This is a genomic window from Actinoplanes sp. GCM10030250, from assembly GCF_042666575.1.
In the GTDB taxonomy this organism is placed as follows: domain Bacteria; phylum Actinomycetota; class Actinomycetes; order Mycobacteriales; family Micromonosporaceae; genus Actinoplanes.
Genome location: NZ_JBHTDO010000016.1, coordinates 98,697 through 119,806, shown reverse-complemented (window position 1 = coordinate 119,806; position 21,110 = coordinate 98,697). Strand labels below are relative to the sequence as shown.

General features: G+C 69.6%; 18 protein-coding genes. 16 read left to right on the top strand and 2 right to left on the bottom strand.

What is annotated here, in order from left to right:
* Positions 1-281 precede the first annotated feature (281 nt).
* Positions 282-1,343: an endonuclease domain-containing protein gene (locus ACFQV6_RS21440; protein WP_378029308.1), complete on the bottom strand. Its 1,062-nt coding sequence runs from the start codon at positions 1,341-1,343 to the stop codon at positions 282-284.
* Between the two features lie 470 nt (positions 1,344-1,813).
* Positions 1,814-2,302 carry a transcriptional regulator gene (locus ACFQV6_RS21435; protein ID WP_014446326.1) on the bottom strand — a complete coding sequence of 163 codons (489 nt, stop codon included), beginning with the start codon at positions 2,300-2,302 and terminating at the stop codon, positions 1,814-1,816.
* A 354-nt stretch (positions 2,303-2,656) separates the two neighbouring features.
* Here ACFQV6_RS21435 and pyrR point away from each other — a divergent pair, with 354 nt between their 5' ends.
* From pyrR to def, 16 genes are all read left to right on the top strand, one after another.
* Positions 2,657-3,241 (top strand): bifunctional pyr operon transcriptional regulator/uracil phosphoribosyltransferase PyrR, encoded by a 585-nt coding sequence (gene pyrR / locus ACFQV6_RS21430; protein WP_378029307.1) that lies wholly within the window; start codon positions 2,657-2,659, stop codon positions 3,239-3,241.
* A gap of 146 nt (positions 3,242-3,387) precedes the next feature.
* Positions 3,388-4,308: an aspartate carbamoyltransferase catalytic subunit gene (locus ACFQV6_RS21425; protein WP_378029306.1), complete on the top strand. Its 921-nt coding sequence runs from the start codon at positions 3,388-3,390 to the stop codon at positions 4,306-4,308.
* A complete protein-coding gene (locus ACFQV6_RS21420; protein WP_378029305.1) occupies positions 4,305-5,570 on the top strand; it encodes a dihydroorotase in 1,266 nt (421 codons plus the stop codon). The genes ACFQV6_RS21425 and ACFQV6_RS21420 overlap by 4 nt, the downstream gene beginning before the upstream one ends.
* The gene (carA, locus tag ACFQV6_RS21415) at positions 5,570-6,676 is read left to right on the top strand and encodes a glutamine-hydrolyzing carbamoyl-phosphate synthase small subunit (protein WP_378029304.1); all 1,107 of its coding nucleotides are present in this window, start codon (positions 5,570-5,572) and stop codon (positions 6,674-6,676) included. Before ACFQV6_RS21420 ends, carA begins: the two co-directional genes overlap by 1 nt.
* Before the next feature lie 5 nt (positions 6,677-6,681).
* Positions 6,682-9,993 (top strand): carbamoyl-phosphate synthase large subunit, encoded by a 3,312-nt coding sequence (gene carB, locus ACFQV6_RS21410; protein WP_378029303.1) that lies wholly within the window; start codon positions 6,682-6,684, stop codon positions 9,991-9,993.
* Complete coding sequence (locus tag ACFQV6_RS21405; protein ID WP_378029302.1) at positions 9,990-11,015, top strand: quinone-dependent dihydroorotate dehydrogenase; 1,026 nt, start codon at positions 9,990-9,992, stop codon at positions 11,013-11,015. Before carB ends, ACFQV6_RS21405 begins: the two co-directional genes overlap by 4 nt.
* Positions 11,016-11,082: 67 nt before the next feature.
* Positions 11,083-12,357, top strand: coding sequence for an adenosylmethionine--8-amino-7-oxononanoate transaminase (locus tag ACFQV6_RS21400; RefSeq protein WP_378029301.1), 1,275 nt, complete (start codon positions 11,083-11,085; stop codon positions 12,355-12,357).
* Between the two features lie 20 nt (positions 12,358-12,377).
* Positions 12,378-13,208 (top strand): orotidine-5'-phosphate decarboxylase, encoded by an 831-nt coding sequence (pyrF, locus tag ACFQV6_RS21395; protein ID WP_378029300.1) that lies wholly within the window; start codon positions 12,378-12,380, stop codon positions 13,206-13,208.
* A 172-nt stretch (positions 13,209-13,380) separates the two neighbouring features.
* Positions 13,381-13,698 carry an integration host factor, actinobacterial type gene (mihF, locus tag ACFQV6_RS21390; protein ID WP_111654488.1) on the top strand — a complete coding sequence of 106 codons (318 nt, stop codon included), beginning with the start codon at positions 13,381-13,383 and terminating at the stop codon, positions 13,696-13,698.
* Between the two features lie 32 nt (positions 13,699-13,730).
* The gene (gmk, locus tag ACFQV6_RS21385; protein WP_378029299.1) at positions 13,731-14,330 is read left to right on the top strand and encodes a guanylate kinase; all 600 of its coding nucleotides are present in this window, start codon (positions 13,731-13,733) and stop codon (positions 14,328-14,330) included.
* A gap of 139 nt (positions 14,331-14,469) precedes the next feature.
* Positions 14,470-14,733, top strand: a complete 264-nt coding sequence (rpoZ, locus tag ACFQV6_RS21380) for a DNA-directed RNA polymerase subunit omega (RefSeq protein WP_015623990.1) — start codon at positions 14,470-14,472, stop codon at positions 14,731-14,733.
* Positions 14,734-14,932: 199 nt separating this feature from the next.
* A complete protein-coding gene (coaBC, locus tag ACFQV6_RS21375; RefSeq protein WP_378029298.1) occupies positions 14,933-16,156 on the top strand; it encodes a bifunctional phosphopantothenoylcysteine decarboxylase/phosphopantothenate--cysteine ligase CoaBC in 1,224 nt (407 codons plus the stop codon).
* A gap of 45 nt (positions 16,157-16,201) precedes the next feature.
* Complete coding sequence (gene metK / locus ACFQV6_RS21370) at positions 16,202-17,392, top strand: methionine adenosyltransferase (RefSeq protein WP_378029297.1); 1,191 nt, start codon at positions 16,202-16,204, stop codon at positions 17,390-17,392.
* 197 nt (positions 17,393-17,589) lie between these two features.
* Positions 17,590-18,156: a histidine phosphatase family protein gene (locus tag ACFQV6_RS21365; RefSeq protein ID WP_378029296.1), complete on the top strand. Its 567-nt coding sequence runs from the start codon at positions 17,590-17,592 to the stop codon at positions 18,154-18,156.
* Between the two features lie 247 nt (positions 18,157-18,403).
* Positions 18,404-20,443 carry a primosomal protein N' gene (locus ACFQV6_RS21360; RefSeq protein ID WP_378029371.1) on the top strand — a complete coding sequence of 680 codons (2,040 nt, stop codon included), beginning with the start codon at positions 18,404-18,406 and terminating at the stop codon, positions 20,441-20,443.
* Between the two features lie 109 nt (positions 20,444-20,552).
* Positions 20,553-21,110, top strand: a complete 558-nt coding sequence (def, locus tag ACFQV6_RS21355) for a peptide deformylase (protein ID WP_378029295.1) — start codon at positions 20,553-20,555, stop codon at positions 21,108-21,110.

Below are 21,110 nucleotides of genomic sequence, written 5' to 3'. Positions count from 1 at the left end.
TTGCCGGGGAAGTCCACAAGATCGCGGGACTGGTCGCCGGTCGCCGGTCGCTGGTCGCCGGTCGCCGGTCGCTGGTCGCAACCCGCGATCTTGAGACGTTGCGGCATACCGTTGGCGGTCAACTTCCCAAGATCTGCCGAGCGGCCGAGCGGCCGAGCTGCCGAGCGGCCGAGCTGCCGAGCGGCCGAGCTGCCGAGCGGCGGGGCGGGAGGGCGGCGGGTGCGGGGCGATGCGGCGCGGGCTTGGTGCTTGTTGGGCGGCGGGGAGTCGGCGCGGGGTGGTCAGGGCGGTGCGGCGTTGGGCTGCCGGCCGGGCGTGTCTGTGCGTACGGCGGTGGTGGTGCGGAGTTGCGCTGGTGGTGAGGTGGATGCTTCGGGGCCGGCGGCGGCTATGGCTTGGCGGATTTGTGCTGCTACCAGGGCCGGCTCGGTGCGGATCAGGCCGGCGGGGAACCTGAGGATGCGGTCGCCTCGGATCCACAGTTGGTTCTGGCGGAGCATGTCGGCGGCCCAGTGTTCGACGGTCATGTGATGGGCGCCGTCGACTTCGACCTGTAGTCGGTAGGCGGGCCAGTAGGCGTCGATGTACCGGATTCGACCGTCGGCGTCGGGTCGGCGCTGCTGCAGAACGGGCGGCGGGAGTCGGTGACGACGACAGAGAGCGACCAGATTGACCTCGGACAGGGCCAGGGCGCCTCCCGCCAGGTTGTTGATCGTTTCGGCGATCAATCGATGGCGGTGGAGCCGGGGAAGGACGGCGAGGGTTTCGGCGAGACCGGTGACGGTTACACGGCGTTGCTGGCAGGCAATCATGATCACGGTTTGTGCTGCGTTGTCGCTGCGGGCCCAAGCGGCCGTGTCGATGACGGACCGTGGCAGGCTGGTGCGGGGTGGGCGGCCGATCTGGCGGTGTTCCGGGGGTAGCACGGTCGTTCTGTGTACGCGAATTCGTGACATGTCGGGCGGCAGCTGCTTGATCAGGGTGCTGGGTGTCCTCCTCGCCGGGATGATCACGTCGATCGGCTGAGCTTGGAGTCCGGCCACCCCACTGGCGATTGCGGCGTTGAGGCCGGTCGCGCTGGCGGTTGCGGCGTTGGGGCCGGTCGCGCCGGCGGTTGCGGCGTTGAGGCCGGTCACGCCGCCGGCGATCATGGCGGTGTGGCCGGCCAGGTGGGCGCCTTCACCGGCTGCCAGGACGGCGGTCCAGAGCTGCTGGTCGTGGTCGAGCCGGCTGTTGTGGGTCAGCAGCAAGCCGCGGCTGAGTGATCGCCAGCGGCCCTGTTTGAGGTGTCGGCGGACCGCAGCTCGGCCGAGTAGTTCGACGGCCTGGTGCGTGGTCAGCACGCCTGCCTGTTCGAAGATCAACCATTCGAAATCACCCGCATCCCATCCTGGAGGCTCTCGCTGCACGCCTCCACCCTGGTCCGGACCGCCCGCCTCCGCTCGGCTTCCTTCGCGCCCTGTGGACAGCGGCCGATCTTGTGGAGTTGTACGAGCCTGTTGAGCCCGAGGTTCACAAGATCGCGGCAGAGAACCGCGGCAGAGAGATGGCCCGGCAGAAAGGTCGCGCGGCGAAGCGGCGGGCGGCGAAGCGGCGGGCGGCGAAGCGGCGGGCGGCGAAGCGGCGGGCGGCGAAGCGGCGGGCGGCGAAGCGGCGGGGCGGCCGAGCGGCGGGGCGGCCGAGCGGCGGGGCGGCCGAGCGGCGGGGCGGCCGAGCGGCGGGGCGGTGGCGCGGCGGGAAGGGCCGGAAAGGCGAAAGCCCGCGTCGGGGGGCGACGCGGGCTTACGGGGGGCGTTACGGGTGGTGCGAAAAATCAGCTGGCGAAGAACGCGCGCGGGTCGGCGACGAGGACACCCTGCTCGGTCAGGCGCTCGATGAGGCCGGACGGCGAGATGTCGTAGACGATGGCGAGCGCGCGCAGGTCGTCGGCGCGGATGGAGAGGACGCGGCCGTTGTAGTCGCCGCGCTGCTGCTGGATGGCCCGGGCGTACCGCGCCACGTAGGCGAGGTCCTCGCCGGTGGTGTCGTACAGCTTCTCCAGGTCCAGCACGATCTTGTTGGTCGCCTCGAGGCGGATACCACTGCCGTCGGGCAGCAGTTCGGAGACGGGCACACGGTAGAAGTCGGCCAGTTCGGCAAGGCGCGACACGGTGACGGCGCGGTCACCCCGCTCGTAGGAGCCGACCACTACCGCCTTCCAGCGGCCGTTGGACTTCTCTTCGACACCCTGCAGGGACAGGCCCTGCTGCTGGCGGATGGAGCGCAGGCGAGCGCCCAGCGACTTCGCGTACTCAGACGGCATACGGACACTCCCGGTACTGTGCTGGCCCGCGAGGGTTCTTTCCTCACGGATCGCTACGCTGCGTGACGGTACGGAGTTTGCGCCTGCCGGTCAAGTGCTGGTTACCGATGAGTCCTCGCGCCCGCGTCGATCCGGGGCCGATTCGGGTCAGGCACGTCACCATGGTCAACGCTGCGTGCACTGGTAACGTAGCGTCAGCCATACGGTCGGAAGATCCGGGGTCCAGCGAGCAGACGGTCCGGCAGTCAAACGGTCCAGAAGCGCAGTCAAACGGTCCAGAAGCGCAGTCAAACGGTCCAGAAGCGCAGCCCGGGATGTGTTCGACCACACCGACGTCCTTTAACGACCCGTCCAGTGAGGCGGGGAAGGAGGTCCGCCGTGGCACAACCACGCGCAGACACCCCAAGCAAGATCATTTTGGCGGAGTCCGACCTGCACCGGGTCGTCGACCGGATCGCCCATCAGATTCTCGAGAAGACTTCGGGCGCGACCGGCACCGTGCTGCTGGGAATTCCGACCCGCGGTGTCCCGCTCGCTCACCGCCTCGCCGCCCGCATCCACGCCTTCGAAGGCGTCGACGTCCCGGTGGGCTCGCTCGACATCACGCTCTACCGCGACGACCTGCGGATGCGGGCCACCCGTGCGCTCGGTAAGACCGAGATGCCCGGCGGCGGCATCGACGGACTGCGGGTGATCATCGTCGACGACGTGCTGTTCTCCGGCCGGTCGGTGCGGGCCGCGCTGGACGCGCTGAACGATGTCGGCCGGCCCAGTTCGGTGCAGCTCGCGGTGCTTGTCGACAGGGGTCACCGGCAGTTGCCGATCCGCGCCGACTACGTGGGTAAGAACATCCCCACCGCGCTCAGCGAGAGCGTCAAGGTCTCGCTCACCGAGATCGACGGCACCGACGAGGTCAAACTGCTGGGAGGCCTCAGTTGATCGAGCATGGACACGTGGCCACCGGCACGCTGCTGGGAGGCCTCAGTTGATCGAGCATGGACGCGTGGCCACCGGCACGCTGCCGGGAGGCCTCAGTTGATCGAGCATGGACGCGTGGCCACCGGCACGCTGCCGGGAGGCCTCAGTTGATCAAGCATTTGCGCTCGGCCGCCGACCTGGACGCGGCCACCGCCACGCTGATCCTGGACACCGCCGGCGAGATGGCGGCGCTCTCCGGCCGCGAGGTGAAGAAGCTGCCCGCGCTGCGAGGCCGCACCGTGGTCAACCTCTTCTACGAGGACTCCACGCGGACCCGGATCTCGTTCGAGGCGGCCGCCAAGCGGCTCTCCGCCGACGTCATCAACTTCTCGGCCAAGGGTTCCAGCGTCTCGAAGGGCGAGAGCCTCAAGGACACCGCGCTGACCCTGCAGGCCATGGGCGCCGACGCGGTGGTGATCCGGCACGGCGCCAGCGGGGCTCCGCACCGGCTGGCCGAGTGGGTCGACGGTTCGGTGGTCAACGCCGGTGACGGCACTCACGAGCATCCGACACAGGCGCTGCTGGACGCGTACACGATGAGGTCTCGTCTTGGTCGTCTTGACGGCCTGCGCGTCGCGATCGTGGGTGACGTCCTGCACAGCCGGGTGGCACGCTCGAACGTCCTGCTGCTGACCACGCTCGGTGCGCACGTCACGCTCGTCGGCCCGCCGACGCTGATCCCGGTGGACATCGCCGCGGCGCTGGCGGAGAAGACCCAGGTCTCCTACGACCTGGACACGGTGCTGCCGGACAGCGACGTGGTGATGATGCTGCGCGTGCAGACCGAGCGCATGCAGGACTCCTACTTCCCGTCCGCCCGCGAGTACAGCCGCCGTTACGGGCTGGACGTGGCCCGCATGGGCAAGCTCCCGGAGCACGCGATCGTCATGCACCCGGGTCCGATGAACCGCGGCATGGAGATCGCGCCCGAGGTGGCCGACTCGCCCCGCTCCACGATCGTCGAACAGGTCGCCAACGGCGTCAGCGTCCGGATGGCAGTCCTCTACCTGCTTTTGGGAGGCAAGTGATGGCGTACCTGCTCAAGGACGTCTCGATCCTCGGCGCCGAGCCGACCGACTTGTTCATCGAAAATGGCGAAATAACGGACAAGTCCGATAGTGCCGCCGAAGTCATCAACGCCGCCGGGCTCGTCGCCCTGCCGGGCCTGGTGGACGTACACACCCACCTGCGTGAACCCGGCCGCGAGGACGCCGAGACCGTCGAGAGCGGCTCCCGGGCAGCAGCCCTCGGCGGCTACACAGCGGTCTGTGCGATGGCGAACACCTCGCCGGTCGCCGACACCGCGGGCGTCGTCGAGCAGGTCTGGCGGCTGGGCCGCGAGGCGGGCCTGGTGGACGTGCAGCCGATCGGCGCCGTCACCGTCGGGCTGGCCGGCAAGCAGCTGGCCGAGCTGGGCGCGATGGCCACCTCCGCCGCGAACGTGCGGATCTTCTCCGACGACGGGTTCTGCGTCGCCGACCCGAAGCTGATGCGCCGGGCCCTGGAGTACGTGAAGGCGTTCGACGGCGTGATCGCCCAGCACGCCGAGGAGCACCGCCTCACCGAGGGCGCGCAGATGCACGAGGGTGAGGTCAGCACGCGGCTCGGCCTGACCGGCTGGCCCGCTGTGGCCGAGGAGGCGATCATCGCCCGCGACGTGCTCCTGGCCGAGCACGTCGGCAGCCGCCTGCACGTCTGCCACGTCTCGACGGCCGGGTCGGTCGAGGTGCTGCGCCAGGCCAAGGCACGCGGTGTGCGGGTGACGGCTGAGGTCACACCCCACCATCTCCTGCTCACCGACGAGCTCGCGGCGGGTTACGACCCGGTCTTCAAGGTCAACCCCCCGTTGCGTACGCGGAAAGACGTCGAAGCCCTCCGGCAGGCTCTGCTGGACGGCATCATCGACGTGGTCGCCACCGATCACGCTCCGCACGCCGTGCAGGACAAGGAGTGCGAGTGGGCGTACGCGCGCCCCGGCATGCTGGGCCTGCAGACCGCTCTGCCGATCGTGCTCAGCATCTACGGCGAGCAGTGGGACCTGATCGCCGACCGGATGTCGATCGCGCCGGCCCGCATCGCCGGTCTGACCGGGCACGGCGGTGACCTGACGGCCGGTACGCCGGCCAACCTCACGCTGGTGGACCCGTCCGCCCGCTGGGTCGTCGACCCGGCGGAGCTGGCGAGCCGCAGCCGCAACACGCCGTACGCGGGCCACACCCTGCCCGGTCGCATCGTCGCGACCTTCCTGCGGGGCGAGCCGACGGTTCTGGACGGGAAGGCAGTCAAGTAATGGCCAAGGCGATTCTTGTTCTGGAGGACGGGCGTACCTTCGCCGGTACCTCGTACGGTGCCGTGGGTGAGACGTTCGGCGAGGCCGTGTTCACCACCGGCATGACGGGCTATCAGGAGACGCTCACCGACCCGTCGTACCACCGGCAGGTCGTGGTGCAGACCGCGCCGCAGATCGGCAACACCGGCGTCAACGACGAGGACGACGAGTCGGATCGGATCTGGGTGGCCGGTTACGTCGTACGCGATCCGGCCCGCCGCCCCTCGAACTGGCGCTCCCAGGGTGACCTCGGCGAGCGCCTGGCCGCCGAGGGTGTGGTCGGCATCAGCGGCGTCGACACCCGCGCGCTCACCCGGCACCTGCGCGAGCGGGGCGCCATGCGGGTCGGCATCTCCACCCTGGACCTGGACCCGGAGTCGGTACGCCAGCGGGTGCTCGCCCAGCCGCAGATGCTCGGCGCCGACCTGTCCGCCCAGGTGACCACGTCGGAGATCTACACGGTCAAGGCCGAGGGGGAGCACCGCTACACGGTCGCCGCCCTCGACCTGGGCATCAAGCGCAACGTGGCACGCCGGCTCGCCGCCCGCGGTGTCACCACGCACATCTTCCCGGCCTCCTCGTCGATCGACGACCTGCTGACGGTCGGACCGGACGCGGTCTTCTTCTCGCCCGGCCCGGGCGACCCGGCGACCGCCGACGGCCCGGTGAGCCTGGCCCGCGAGGTGCTGCGCCGGGAGGTGCCGCTGTTCGGCATCTGCTTCGGCAGCCAGATCCTCGGCCGCGCGCTCGGCTTCGGCACCTACAAGCTGGGGTACGGCCACCGCGGCATCAACCAGCCGGTGCTCGACCGGACCACCGGCAAGGTCGAGGTGACCAGCCACAACCACGGTTTCGCCGTGGACGCGCCGCTGAACACCGTGATCGACACCGACTTCGGTGGTGTCGAGGTCTCGCACGTCTGCCTCAACGACAACGTGGTCGAGGGCCTGCGGGGCATCGACGTGCCCGCCTTCACCGTCCAGTACCACCCCGAGGCCGCCGCCGGCCCGCACGACGCGGACTACCTGTTCGACAGGTTCGTGGAGCTCGTGGAAAAGAAGGGCTGACCACCATGCCGAAACGTGAAGATCTCAAGCACATCATGGTGATCGGGTCCGGCCCGATCGTCATCGGCCAGGCCTGCGAGTTCGACTACTCCGGCACCCAGGCGTGCCGGGTGCTGCGGGCCGAGGGCATCCGCGTCTCGCTGGTCAACTCGAACCCGGCCACGATCATGACCGACCCGGAGTTCGCCGACGCCACCTACGTCGAGCCGATCACGCCGGAGTTCGTCGAGCTGATCATCGCCAAGGAGCGCCCGGACGCGATCCTGCCGACCCTCGGCGGTCAGACCGCGCTGAACACCGCGATCGCGCTGCACGAGAGCGGTGTCCTGGAGAAGTACGGCGTCGAGCTGATCGGCGCCAACGTCGACGCGATCCGCAAGGGCGAGGACCGCCAGCTCTTCAAGGACATCGTCGCGCAAGCCGGTGGCGAGACGCCCCGCTCGCGGGTCTGTCACTCGATGGACGAGGTACGCGAGACGGTCGCCGACATCGGTCTGCCGGTCGTCATCCGCCCGTCGTTCACGATGGGCGGCCTGGGGTCCGGCATGGCGCACACCGACGAGGACCTGGAGCGGATCGCCGGTGCCGGCCTGGCCGCCTCCCCGGTGCACGAGGTGCTCATCGAGGAGAGCGTGCTCGGCTGGAAGGAGTACGAGCTCGAGCTGATGCGCGACAAGAACGACAACGTCGTGGTGGTCTGCTCGATCGAGAACATCGACCCGATGGGCGTGCACACCGGCGACAGCGTCACCGTCGCGCCGGCCATGACGCTCACCGACCGGGAGTACCAGAAGCTGCGTGACCTGGGCATCGCCGTGCTGCGCGAGGTCGGCGTGGAGACCGGCGGCTGCAACATCCAGTTCGCGATCAACCCGGACGACGGCCGGATGATCGTGATCGAGATGAACCCGCGCGTCTCCCGCTCCTCGGCGCTGGCCTCGAAGGCCACCGGCTTCCCGATCGCCAAGATCGCCGCGAAGCTGGCCATCGGCTACACGCTCGACGAGATCCCGAACGACATCACGCTGAAGACGCCGGCCGCCTTCGAGCCCGCCCTGGACTACGTGGTCGTCAAGATTCCGCGGTTCGCGTTCGAGAAGTTCCCGGGCGCCGACAAGGAGCTCACCACCACGATGAAGTCGGTGGGCGAGGCGATGAGCCTGGGCCGCAACTTCGCCGAGGCGCTGAACAAGGCGATGCGGTCGATGGAGACCAAGGCCATCGGCTTCTGGACCGCGCCGACCTTCGACGACGTCGACGAGGCGCTGGAGGCACTGCGCACGCCGCACGACGGTCGTCTCTACACGGTGGAGGCGGCGCTGCGGCTGGGTGCGAGCGTCGAGCAGGTGCACGAGGCGAGCGGCCGGATCGACCCCTGGTTCCTCGACGAGATCCAGGCGCTTGTCGACCTGCGCGCCGAGATCCTCGAAGCGCCGGTCCTCGACGACGAACTGCTGCGCCGGGCGAAGCGGTCCGGGCTCTCCGACCTGCAGCTTGCGGCGCTGCGCCCCGAGCTTTCGGGCGAGGACGGGGTACGGGCATTGCGGCACCGCCTCGGGATCCGCCCGGTCTACAAGACTGTGGACACCTGTGCCGCCGAGTTCCAGGCGAACACCCCGTACCACTACTCGTCGTACGACGAGGAGACCGAGGTGGCGCCGAGCGACCGGCCCAAGGTCCTGATCCTCGGGTCCGGTCCGAACCGGATCGGGCAGGGCATCGAGTTCGACTACTCCTGTGTGCACGCTGTCCAGGCGCTGCGTGGCGCGGACTTCGAGACCGTGATGGTCAACTGCAACCCGGAGACGGTGTCCACCGACTACGACACCGCGGACCGGCTCTACTTCGAACCGCTGACGTTCGAGGACGTCCTCGAGGTGTTCCACGCCGAGGACAGTTCCGGCAAGGCGGCCGGTGGGCCGGGTGTCGTCGGTGTGATCGTGCAGCTCGGCGGGCAGACGCCGCTCGGCCTGGCGAACCGGTTGAAGGCGGCCGGCGTACCGATCGTCGGCACCTCGCCCGAGTCGATCGACCTGGCCGAGGACCGTGGCCTGTTCGGCGAGGTGCTGAACAAGGCCGAACTGCGCTCGCCGGATCACGGCACCGCCGTCAGCTTCGACGGCGCGAAGGCGATCGCCGACACGATCGGCTACCCGGTGCTGGTGCGACCGTCGTACGTACTGGGCGGCCGGGGCATGGAGATCGTCTACGACGAGCCCACGCTGAAGGGCTACATCGAGCGGGCCACCGAGATCTCGCCGGACCACCCGGTGCTGGTGGACCGGTTCCTCGACGACGCCATCGAGATCGACGTGGACGCGCTCTGCGACGCCACCGGCGAGGTCTACATGGGCGGCGTGATGGAGCACATCGAGGAGGCCGGTATCCACTCCGGCGACTCGGCCTGCTCGCTGCCGCCGATCAACCTTGCCGCCACGCACCTGGCCGAGGTGCGCCGCTACACCGAGGCGATCGCCCGCGGTGTCGGGGTGCGCGGCCTGCTCAACGTCCAGTACGCGCTCAAGGACGAGACCCTCTACGTGCTGGAGGCGAACCCGCGGGCGTCGCGGACGGTGCCGTTCGTGTCGAAGGCGACGGCGGTGCCGCTGGCCAAGGCGGCGGCCCGGATCATGCTCGGCGCGACCATCGCCGAGCTGCGCGCCGAGGGCATCCTGCTGCCGACCGGCGACGGCGGGATCACGCCGCCGAACGCGCCGATCGCCATCAAGGAGGCGGTGCTGCCGTTCAAGCGGTTCCGCACGCCGGCCGGCAAGAGCGTGGACAACCTGCTCAGCCCGGAGATGAAGTCGACCGGCGAGGTGATGGGCATCGACGCCGGCTACGGGCAGGCGTTCGCCAAGTCGCAGGCGGCCGCGTACGGCTCGCTGCCGACGAGCGGCAAGGTGTTCGTCTCGGTGGCCAACCGCGACAAGCGTTCGATGATCTTCCCGGTGAAGCGGCTCGCCGACCTGGGCTTCACGATCGTCACCACCGCGGGCACCGGCGAGGTGCTGCGCCGGTACGGCATCGACTGCGAGATCGTGCCGAAGCACTACGAGAGCCCGGGGAAGAACGCGGTCGAGCTGATCCTGGCCGGCGAGATCTCGCTGATCATCAACACCCCGCAGGGCTCGGGCGCGAGTGCCCGCCTGGACGGGTACGAGATTCGCAGCGCCGCGGTCACCGCGGACGTCCCGAGCATCACCACGGTGCCCGGCGCGGCCGCCGCTGTGATGGGCATCGAGGCGCTCATGCGCGGCGACATGACGGTTCGCCCGCTTCAAGATCTCCACAAGGCACTTCGGGGCAACGAGTGAACCTGTTCTCGGACGCCGTCCGGCCGGTTCTGTTCCGGCTGGGCGGCGGTGACGCCGAGCACGCCCACGAGTGGACGCTGAAGCGCCTCGCCGCGCTCCCGGCGCCCGCTCTGGCAGCCCTGCGCAGCCGGTACGCGTTCTCCGCGCCGGTGGACGTGTTCGGCGTCCGGTTCCCGAACCGGGTGGGCCTGGCCGCCGGGATGGACAAGAACGGGGTCGCGCTGCCCGCGTGGCCCGCGCTCGGGTTCGGCTTCGTCGAGGTCGGGACGGTCACCGCGAAGGCGCAGCCCGGCAACGACCGGCCGCGGCTGTTCCGGGCCATCCAGAGCCAGGCGATCATCAACCGGATGGGCTTCAACAACGAGGGGGCGGCGGCCCTGGCCGAGCGCCTGGCCGCCCTCGGCCCGCTGCCGGTGCCGCTGGGCGTCTCGCTCGGCAAGTCCAAGGTCACCCCGCTCGACGAGGCCGTCGACGACTACCTCACCTCGTACCGGCTGCTGCACCCGTACGCCGACTACATCGCGGTGAACGTCTCCTCGCCGAACACACCGGGCCTGCGCACCCTGCAGGACAAGGACTCGATCGCCGCCCTGCTGAAGGCGCTGAACGGGCCGGTGCCGGTGCTGGTGAAGATCGCCCCGGACCTGACCGAGTCAGCCATCGCCGACCTGCTGGAGGTCTGCCTCGAGCATGACGCGGCCGGCCTGATCGCCACCAACACCACCCTGGCGCGGGACGGGCTGGCCGAGTCCGACAAGCACCTGGCCGGCGAGGCCGGTGGGCTCTCCGGCAAACCGCTCACCGAGCGGTCCCGGGCGGTGGTCAAGTTCGTCCACGACGAGACCGGCGGGCGACTGCCGATCATCGGGGTGGGCGGCGTCATGTCCGCCGACGACGCGTCCCGCCTGCTCGACGCGGGTGCCTCGCTGGTGCAGCTCTACAGCGGCTTCATCTACCAGGGGCCGGACCTGGTCCGGGCGGTCGCCCGGAGCGCCCGGCCCCGCTCACACCGGGCCCGATGAGGGCCGGGACGACCATGAGGGCCGGTGCGACCATGAGGGCCGGGGCCGCTATGAGGACCGGGGCACGATGAGCGCGGTCGAGCGCGACCTGCTTGCGCTCGACCGGGCGCACGTCTGGCATCCGTACGGTCCGATGCCCGGCCGCAGCGATCCCTACCTGGTGGAAAGCGCCGAAGGGGTGCGGCTGCGGCTGGCGGACGGCCGGGAGCTCGTCGACGGGATGTCGTCGTGGTGGGCGGCGATCCACGGATACCGGCACCCGGTGCTGGACGCCGCCCTCGCCGAGCAGGCCGGCCGGATGAGCCACGTGATGTTCGGCGGGCTGACCCACGAACCCGCGATCCGCCTGGCCAACACGCTCGTCGAGTTGGCGCCCGCCGGGCTGGAGCACGTGTTCCTCTGCGACTCCGGCTCGGTCGGTGTCGAAGTGGCGATCAAGATGGCGCTGCAGGCGCAGCGGGCGCTGGGGCGGCCGGGCCGGCAGCGGCTGGGCACCTGGCGCGGCGGGTACCACGGCGACACGTTCCATCCGATGAGCGTCTGCGACCCGGTCGGCGGGATGCACGCGCTCTGGACCGGTGTGCTGCCCGTCCAGGTCTTCGCCGGGCCACCACCGGCCGAGTTCGACCAGGCCTACGCCGGCGAGCTGACGTCGATGATCGAGCGGCACGCGGGCGAGCTGGCCGCCGTGATCGTCGAGCCGGTGGTGCAGGGTGCCGGCGGGATGCGGTTCCACCATCCGGAGTACCTCAGGGTGCTGCGGGAGGCGACGGCCGCGCACGGGATCTTCCTGATCCTCGACGAGATCGCGACCGGCTTCGGGCGGACCGGGCGGTTCTTCGGCGCCGATCACGCCGGGGTGAGCCCGGACATCATGTGTCTCGGCAAGGCACTGACCGGGGGGTATCTGACCCTGGCCGCCACGCTGTGCACGGCGGAGGTGGCGTCGGCCATCTCGGCGGGCGAGGGTGGCGGCCTGGCGCACGGGCCGACCTTCATGGGTAACCCGCTGGCGTGTGCCGTGGCCGGTGCCTCTCTGGGGCTTCTCCGGGACGGCGGGTGGGCTTCGGCCGTACCCCGGATCGAAAGACTGTTGAAAGACGGCCTGGAACCGCTTCGCGGCGCGCCAGGGGTCGCGGACGTGCGTGTCCTGGGCGCGATCGGCGTCGTGCAGCTCGACCACGACGTGGATGTGCCGAGGGCGGCGGCGGCCGCGGTGGCCGAGGGAGTCTGGCTGCGGCCGTTCCGGGACCTGATCTACACCATGCCGCCCTACGTGGCGGACGACGCGGACGTGGCCCGCATTACCGCGGGAATGATCGCCGCGGTGGCAGCTGGCTGACACTGGAGAGGGAAATCTTCATGGAGACCTTCGGGGAACGACTTCACGCGGCTGTCACGGAGCGGGGCCCGCTGTGCGTCGGCATCGATCCGCATGCGGCTCTGCTGACTCGGTGGGGCCTTACCGACGACATCGCCGGCCTGGAACGCTTCGCCCATACGGTCGTCGAGGCGCTGGCCGATCGGGTGGCCGTTCTGAAGCCGCAGTCCGCGTTTTTTGAGAGATTTGGGTCACGTGGCGTCGCGATTCTTGAGTCAACTATCCGACAGTCTCGGGAGGCCGGAGCCCTTGTCCTGCTCGATGTGAAACGTGGCGACATCGGCTCGACGATGGCCGCGTACGCGGCCGCATATCTGGATCCGGCGAGTTCTCTCCGTGCTGACGCGATTACTGTGAGTCCCTATTTGGGAGTCGGCTCATTGCAGCCGGCATTCGATGTGGCGGCCGCTCACGGCGGCGGAGTCTTCGTCCTGGCACTGACCTCGAACCCCGAGGGCCCGGTCTTCCAGCACGCCGTCACGGCCGCCGGGAAAACCGTCGCGCAGACCGTCGTCGACGAGATTGCGCAGGTCAACGAGGGTGCGCGGCCGCTAGGGAGCCTCGGTCTGGTGGTCGGCGCGACGATCGGCGAGACCGGTCACGACCTCTCCAAGATCAACGGTCCGCTGCTCTCGCCGGGCCTCGGCGCGCAGGGTGCGACCCCCGCCGACCTGCGCGCGGTCTTCGGCGAAAGCCTGCGGAACGTGTTGCCGTCGTACTCACGCGAGGTCCTGGCCGCGGGTCCGGAGATCGCCGCTCTGCGGGCCGCCACGAACCGTGTTCTGGACGACTGTCGCGCCGCGCTCGGGTGAAACGGGCCGTCGACCTGGGCAAGTTCCGGGGGACCCCCACGTTGCCGAAACCGTCGTTGACCGCTAGTTTTCCGGTCGCCGGGAACCACATGCCCCTTTGGTTCCCTGGCACACCACGTTTCACAGAAGCGCCGGTATTGCTACCGCCGCGATAGGGACCTGAGGAGAACTGGTGCCGCTCCCGTCACTGAGCCCCGAACAGCGCCAAGCTGCGCTGGAGAAGGCCGCGGAAGTTCGCAAGGCTCGGGCTGAGCTCAAGGAACAGCTCAAGTCCGGGAAGACCACCCTGGCCGCCGTGCTCGATCGCGCGGAAGGCGACGAGGTCGTCGGCAAGCTGAAGGTCTCGGCCGTGCTTCAGGCGCTGCCGGGCATCGGCAAGATCCGCGCGACGCAGATCATGGAGAAGCTGAAGATCGCCGAGAGCCGCCGGCTCCGGGGTCTCGGCGACCAGCAGCGCAAGGCCCTCCTGGGGGAGTTCGCTGCGAACTGACTCACCGGCTCGTGTAGGAATGAGCCGTGAGCATGGATGACGACGCGCGCCCGGCAGCACGACTCACCGTTCTGTCCGGCCCCTCCGGGGTCGGGAAGGACAGCGTGATCGAGCTGATCCGGGCGCGCTCGCCTTGGATCAGACTGTCCGTGTCGGTGACGACCCGTAAGAAACGGGACTACGAAACCGACGGAGAGCATTACCACTTCGCGACCAGGTCGGAGTTCCAGCGCCTGATCGACGGCGACCAACTGCTGGAGTGGGCGGAATTCGCGGGCAACCTTTACGGAACACCCCGCTCGCAGGTCGAGGGCTGGCTCCAACAGGGCCGGCCCGTTTTGTTGAAGATCGACCTACAGGGCGCCCGGCAGGTCCGTGCGGCGATGCCGGAGGCCCGCCTGGTCTTCCTCGCCCCGCCGAGCGTCGAGGAGCTCAAGCGCCGCCTGATCGGCCGGGGCACCGACGACGAGGAGACCATCGCCCGCCGCCTGCACCACGCGGACGAGGAATTGGCTGCTGAGGCCGAGTTCGACGTCACCGTTGTGAACGACTTCGTCGAGCGTGCGGCCGATGAGCTGGTAAGCTTGCTCGGTTCGTCATTTTTGACGCCAACCTCAGCTGTCGAGCATTAACTGCTCGAACATCAGCTGCTCCGGGTGCCAGCAGCTTCGGCCCAGCAGCTTTGGGCGTCAGCAGCTCTGGGTATCAACAGTTTGGCGAGCACCAACAGTTGTCGAGCACCAACAGTCGAGCATTAAGGAATTCACCACAGTGGGAACCATCGCGAACCCCGAAGGAATCACCAACCCGCCTATCGACGAGCTGCTCGACAAGACCTCGTCGAAGTACTCGCTGGTGATCTTCGCGGCCAAGCGCGCCCGCCAGGTCAACGCCTACTACAGCCAGCTCGGTGAGGGCCTCCTCGAGTATGTCGGCCCGCTGGTCGAGACCACGCCGCAGGAGAAGCCGCTCTCCATCGCCATGCGTGAGATCAACGCCGGCCTGCTGACCGCCGAGGCCACCGACAACCCGTGATTTCCCGGTTGCGGGCTGTGTTCGCGGCGACGTGAGCCGGTACCGCCTCCTTGGGGAAATCGCACTTCGCACGGCCGTTTCGTCGTCGATCTGAGTTCCGAAATCGTCACGTTGCGTAGTAAGCCTTGATCCCGTGTCCCACATCGTGGGCGCGGGATCAATTGTTATCTGAGGTGATTCTGTGACGGAGGGTGATCCTGTGGCCGAAGTGGTCCTGGGCGTCTGTGGCGGGATCGCCGCCTACAAGGCCTGCGAGTTGCTGCGCCTGTTCACCGAGTCGGGTCATGGCGTACGGGTGGTGCCGACGGCGTCCGCGCTGAAGTTCGTGGGCGAGCCGACCTGGGCGGCGCTCTCCGGGCGCCCGGTCGCCACCGAGGTCTGGGATGACGCCCACGAGGTGCCGCACGTGCGGATCGGGCGTGCGGCGGAACTGGTCGTGGTCGCTCCCGCCACCGCTGACCTGCTCGCGAAGGCGGCACACGGCATCGCCGACGACCTGCTCACCAACACGCTGCTGACGGCGACCTGCCCGATCGTGTACGCGCCGGCCATGCACACCGAGATGTGGGAGAACCCGGCGACGCGGGCGAACGTGGCGACGCTGCGGGAGCGCGGGGCGATCGTGATCGAGCCCGCGGTGGGGCGGCTCACCGGTAAGGACACCGGGAAGGGGCGGCTGCCGGATCCGGCTGCGATCTTCGAGTACGCGATGCGCGTACACCGAAGGGGTGTTGACCTTGATCGTGATCTTGCCGGCCGGCACGTGGTGGTGACTGCCGGTGGCACTCGGGAGCCGCTGGACCCGGTGCGTTTCCTGGGGAACCGGAGCTCGGGCAAGCAGGGTTACGCGCTCGCCCGGTCGGCGCTGGCTCGCGGTGCGCGCGTGACGTTGATCGCCGCCAACGTCGGCCTGCCCGATCCGGCCGGTGCCGATCTGGTGCGGGTGGGCACGACCGAGGAGCTGCGTAAGGCCACCGTCGAGGCCGCGGCGTCGGCGGACGTCGTGGTGATGGCGGCCGCGCCCGCCGACTTCCGCCCGGAGACGGTCGCGGTCCAGAAGATCAAGAAAACCGACGACGGTACGCCGGCCGCGATCGTCCTCACCACCAACCCGGACATCGCCGCCGAATTGGGCGCGGCGAAACGTCCCGGGCAGGTTCTCGTGGCGTTCGCTGCGGAGACTCACGACGCGCTCGAGCACGCGCGTGCCAAGCTGGTGAAGAAACGTGCAGACCTGATCGTCGTTAACGAGGTAGGTCCGGACCTGGTGTTCGGCCAAGATCGGAACACGGTCACCCTGCTGGGCGCCGACGGTGCCACCACGGCACTCGGTGAACTCCCTAAAGACGATGTGGCCGATAGGATTTTTGACCACGTCGTGGCACGCCTGGATGCCCAGGTCCGAGACGCCCAGCGGAGCTGACTACACTTCCGCGTTACGTTGTATTCGACAAATCTGAGGAGCACCGTGGCACGCCGCCTGTTCACCTCCGAGTCGGTCACGGAAGGCCACCCGGACAAGATCGCTGACCAGATCAGCGACGGCATTCTCGACGCCCTGCTCGCGCAGGACCCGCGCAGCCGTGTCGCGGTGGAGACCCTCATCACCACCGGCCAGGTGCACGTCGCGGGTGAGGTCACCACGCAGGCCTACGCCGACATCCCCAAGATCGTGCGCGACACGATCCTGGGCATCGGCTACGACTCGTCGAAGAAGGGCTTCGACGGCGCCTCCTGCGGCGTCAGCGTCTCCATCGGCTCCCAGTCGCCGGACATCGCCCAGGGTGTCGACAGCGCCATCGAGCTGCGCTCCGGTGACAGCGAGCACGTTCTGGACTCGCAGGGTGCCGGCGACCAGGGCATGATGTTCGGCTTCGCCTGCTCCGAGACCCCCGAGCTGATGCCGCTGCCGATCGCGCTCGCTCACCGCCTGGCCCGCCGGCTCTCCGCCGCGCGCAAGGACGGCACCATCCCCTACCTGCGTCCCGACGGCAAGACCCAGGTCACCATCGAGTACGACGGTCTGCGCCCGGTCCGCCTCGACACCGTCGTCGTCTCCTCGCAGCACGCCGCGGACATCTCGCTCGAGTCGCTGCTGACCCCGGACGTGCGCGAGCACGTGATCGGCCCCGAGCTGGAAGGCCTCGACCTCGACACCGATGGCTACCGCCTGCTGGTCAACCCGACCGGCCGCTTCGAGATCGGCGGCCCGATGGGCGACGCCGGCCTGACCGGTCGCAAGATCATTGTCGACACGTACGGCGGCTACGCCCGGCACGGCGGCGGCGCGTTCTCCGGCAAGGACCCGTCCAAGGTGGACCGCTCCGCGGCGTACGCGATGCGCTGGGTCGCCAAGAACGTGGTGGCGGCCGGCCTCGCCGAGCGCTGCGAGACCCAGGTGGCGTACGCGATCGGCAAGGCCCACCCGGTCTCGCTGTTCGTCGAGACGTTCGGCACCGAGAACGTGCCGGTCGAGCGGATCGAGGCGGCGATCAAGGAGGTCTTCGACCTGCGCCCCGCCGCGATCATCCGCGACCTGGATCTGCTGCGCCCGATCTACCAGCAGACGGCTGCGTACGGCCACTTCGGCCGGGAACTCCCGGACCTGCGGTGGGAGAGCACGGATCGTGCTCAGGACCTGAAGAACGCCGCTTCCTGAGGTTTTCGGGGCCGGTGTCGCGGATTCTCGCGGCGCCGGCCCTTTGCTTGATCCCGTCGTGCTTGATCCCGTCGTGCTTGATCTCGCCGTCCTTGATCTCGCCGTCCTTGATCTCGCCGTCCTTGATCTCCTTGGGTGTCGTTTGCGTGTTTGTTCGCATGAGACTCTCGGGTGGTTCCGGCGGCTACTCTTCGGCGATGACGGCTGTTCAGGGCGAGCGGGTGATCATCGTCCGCCACGCGATGCCGACGGTCGATCCCGACGTCCCCGCGGACCGATGGCCCCTGGCCTGGGGCAGCCGCGTCGCCTCCCGGTTGCTGCGGCTGCACGTGAGCCACCCGGCCTACTACGTCTCCAGCACCGAGCCCAAGGCCGCCCAGACGATGCAGGAGATCGCCGGCGCCCAGCGCGTGGTCACCGACGCCGACCTCGCCGAGGTGCACCGGCCGCACGTCTGGTTCAGCAACGAGCAGGAGTACCACGCGGCGGCCCTCGCGTACGCCGGCGGCACCTGCCCCGACGGCTGGGAACCCCAGGCCTCGGTGGTCGCCCGCTTCGACGCGGCTGTGGTCCGGCATGCGGCCGATGCGGCGTCGCGGGGGTGCACGCTGGTTCTCGGCACCCACGGGCTGGCTCCGACGGTGTGGATGGCCAGTCGCTATCAGCTGGACCCGGATCCGGCGGGGTTCTGGTCGGAGTTGCGCTTCCCGGATGTGGTGGAGATCGACCTGGTGAATGAGCGGGTCAGCTGCCTGGCTCACTGAAGTGGCCGGCCCGCTCGCCGGCTCGCGCTGCCATGGCGTCAGCGACCTACGGCGGCGCCGGCGGCTCGACCCCGGGATCTTGGGTGATCTGCCACGTCATCGGGTGGTTGATCGCCCAAGATCCGGTTCGGGGCGGCGCGCGGGCGGGAAGTGTCGGAGGGGGCGGGCAGAATGTTCGGCGATGGGAACCAAGGGAACGCGCAGCGAACGGGAGCCGGCGGAGCGGCTGCCCGTCGCCCGGGTGTGCGTGGATGTGTCGCTGGCGCACCTGGACCGGCCGTTCGACTATCTGGTCTCCACGACTGATGACGAGGCTGCGCAGGCCGGGGTCCGGGTGAAGGTCCGGTTCGCCGGGCAGTTGGTGAGCGGGTTCCTGCTGGAGCGGGTGGAGAGTTCGGAGCACGTCGGCAAGCTGGCGTTCCTGGAGAAGGTCGTGTCGCCGGAGCGGGTGCTCGATCCGGAGGTGGCCCGGCTGGCGAGAGCGATCGCCGACCGTTACGCGGGCAACCTGTCCGACGTGCTGCGACTGGCGGTGCCGCCCCGGCACGCCCGCGTGGAGTCCCAGAGCGCCAAGACGACCAGCCCTGCGGCCGCCGATCCGAGCCCGCCTGAGGTTGCCGAGCCGGGTCCGCCTGAGGTTGCCGAGCCGGGTCCGCCTGAGGTTGCCGAGCCGGGTCTGCCTGAGGTTGCCGAGCCGGGTCTGCCTGAGGTTGCCGAGCCGGGTCCGCCGCCGCCCGCGCCCGGTGGGTGGGACTCGTATGAGACCGGGCCCGGATATCTGCGGGCGCTGGAGGACGGCCGCCCAGCCCGGGCCGTCTGGTCGGCGCTCCCGGGGGAGGACTGGGCCGCCCGGATCGCCGAGGCCGCGGCAGCCACCGTGCGGGGCGGGCGCGGTGTGGTCATCGTGGTCGCCGACGCGCGGGATCTGGACCGGGTGGACCGGGCGCTGGGTACCGTGCTCGGAGAGGGACGGCACGTCGCGCTGAATGCGGCACTCGGGCCCGCCGAGCGCTACCGGCGGTTCCTGGCGGCCAGCCGGCACCACGTGCCGGTGGTCGTCGGGACCCGGGCGGCGATGTGGGCGCCCGCGCCGAAACTGGGGCTCGTGGTGATCTGGGACGACGGGGACGACCTGCATTCCGAGCCGCGGTCGCCCTACCCGCACGCGCGGGATGTCCTGCTGACCAGGGCTCAGCTGGGGGAGTGCGGGGCTCTGGTGTGCGGGTTCGCGCGTACCGGTGAGGGGCAGTTGCTTCTGGAGACCGGCTGGGCGAAGGAGATCGTCGCGGCCCGGGCGGTGTTGCGGCGGCGATCGCCGGCCATCGCGCCGACCGGGGACGACCCGCAACTGGCTCGTGACCCCGGTGCGGTCAGCGCCCGGCTGCCCAGCCTGGCGTGGCAGACGGCGCGGCAGGCGTTGCAGGCCGGGCACCCGGTGCTGGTGCAGGTGCCGCGGCGGGGTTATCTGCCGTCGGTGGCGTGTGCCGAGTGCCGTACGCCGGCGCGGTGCCCGCACTGTTCGGGGCCGCTGGGGTTGCAGGGTGCGCGGGATGTGCCGATGTGTCATTGGTGTGGGCGGGCGGCGGCGGCGTACGCGTGTCCCGCCTGCGGGGAACGACGGCTGCGCGCGTCGGTGACCGGTGCCAAACGCACGGCGGAGGAACTGGGCCGGGCTTTTCCCGGTGTGCCGGTGCGCACATCGGGCCGGGACGAGATTTTGGACACGGTGCCGGGTGAGGCGAGCGTGGTGGTCGCGACGCCGGGGGCCGAGCCGGTCGCCGAGCGGGGGTACGGCGCGGTGCTGCTCCTGGACTCGTGGGCACTGCTGAGCCGGGCCGATCTGCGGGCCGCCGAGGAGACCATGCGGCGCTGGCTGAACGCGGCGGCGCTGGCCCGGTCCGCGCCGGACGGTGGGCGGGTGGTCGTGGTGGCCGATGGTGGCCTGGCGCCCGTGCAGGCGTTGCTGCGCTGGGATCCGGGCTGGTTCGCCGCTCGTGAGCTGGCCGAACGTCGGGAGCTCGGCTTTCCGCCGGCGTCTCGGATGGCGAGTGTCACGGGGCAGGCGGAGGCCGTCGCCGAGTTGTTGTCGCTGGCGCGGCTGCCGGACGGGGTGGAGGTGCTGGGGCCGGTTCCGGCCGCTGACGAGCAGGAGCGGATGCTGTTGCGGGTGTCCCGGTCCGGTGCGGCCGCCCTGGCGCACGCGTTGCACGAGGCGGCCGGGGTGCGCAGTGCTCGTAAGGCGGCGTCGTCGGTGCGTGTGCAGGTGGACCCGGCCGACCTGTTCTGACGGATCGCGGCTTCGTGGCGACGCTGGCGGCTCCTTGCCACTCCGTGGCGGGGATGACGACTCCGTAGACTGGGCGGGTGCCGTTTCCGAGAATCAGGAGTATTGCCGAGTGACCGTCCAGCCCATCCGCCTCTTCGGTGATCCGGTGCTGCGCACGCCGGCCGATACTGTCGTCGACTTCGACAAGGAACTGCGCAACCTGGTCAAGGACCTGATCGAGACCATGCAGGACGAGGGCGGCGCGGGCCTGGCCGCACCGCAGCTCGGTGTTGGCCTGCGGGTGTTCACGTTCGACGTGGACGACGTGGTCGGGCACATCGTCAACCCGGTGCTCTCCTTCCCGGACGAGGAGGAGCAGGACGGTCCTGAGGGCTGCCTCTCCATCCCGGGCATCTACATCGACACCAAGCGCCGGCAGAACGTCGTGGCGAACGGCTTCAACGAGCACGGTGACCCGGTCCAGCTGGTCGGGACCGGTTTGATGGCTCGTTGTGTGCAGCACGAGACCGACCACCTCGACGGGGTGCTCTTCCTGGACCGGCTGGACGCCGCGGCCCGCAAGGACGCGATGAAGCAGATCCGTACGGCCGAGTGGTACGACGCGGCCAAGCCGCCAACGGTCAAGGAGAGCCCGCACGGCCGGGGCATCTTCGGTCTGGGCCGGTGA